We start from the raw sequence: 913 nt of genomic DNA, 5'->3' as shown, positions 1-913 counted from the left end.
TGTTCGCCGCGACTCCCGAAGCGCAAGCGGCGGGCTATGACGCCGGGCAGTTTTCCTTCAACGTCGCCAAGGGCCGTTGCGCCACATGTGAGGGCGAAGGTTTTGTCAGTGTGGAATTGCTGTTCATGCCCAGCGTGTACGCGCCGTGCCCAACCTGCCACGGCGCGCGGTATAACCCGCAGACATTGGCGATTCTCTGGCAGGGCTTGAGCATCGCCCAGGTGCTGCAACTGACGGTTGATGAAGCGGTGTCGGTGTTTGCCGAGCAGGCGGGGATTCGACGTTCGCTGGAGGTGCTGCGCGATATTGGTCTGGGTTATCTGCGTCTCGGGCAACCGGCCACGGAATTGTCCGGTGGCGAGGCGCAGCGGATCAAACTGGCGACCGAATTGCAGCGCAGCCAGCGTGGCGCGACCTTGTATGTGCTGGATGAGCCGACCACGGGATTGCATCCGAGGGACGTCGATCGCTTGCTCGAGCAGCTGGATACGCTGGTGACGGCGGGGCACACGGTGATTGTCGTCGAACACGAAATGCGTGTCGTCGCGCAGAGCGACTGGGTGATCGACATCGGCCCCGGAGCCGGCGAACAGGGCGGCAGGATAGTCGCCGCCGGCACACCGCAGAAAGTCGCCGCGAGCAAGAAGAGCAAGACTGCGCCGTTTCTGGCTCGGGCTTTGAGCCGATGATGGCAGCGACCTGCCGAACGCCTTCGCGAGCAGGCTCGCTCCCACAGTTTTGCAGCCTGTACCCAGAAAGGTGGCCATCCCCGGATACCCTTGTGGGAGCGAGCCTGCTCGCGAAAGCGGAATGTCAGTCGCAGATGAGCTGACTGGACGAACGCCTTCGCGAGCAGGCTCGCTCCCACAGTTTTGCAGGCTGTACCCAATAAAGTGGTAACGCAGCAGACCCC

The 913-nt window shown here is 62.8% G+C and carries 1 pseudogene; it reads left to right on the top strand.

The features are described 5' to 3' along the window. A pseudogene (locus D6877_RS22870) lies at positions 1-689 on the top strand (ATP-binding cassette domain-containing protein); the annotation flags it as partial. Positions 690-913 lie beyond the last annotated feature (224 nt).

It is taken from the genome of Pseudomonas sp. Sample_9, assembly GCF_004307535.1.
In the GTDB taxonomy this organism is placed as follows: domain Bacteria; phylum Pseudomonadota; class Gammaproteobacteria; order Pseudomonadales; family Pseudomonadaceae; genus Aquipseudomonas; species Aquipseudomonas mercuritolerans.
The sequence above is the reverse complement of the archived record's forward strand: the minus strand, read 5'-3'. Positions and strand labels throughout refer to the sequence as shown.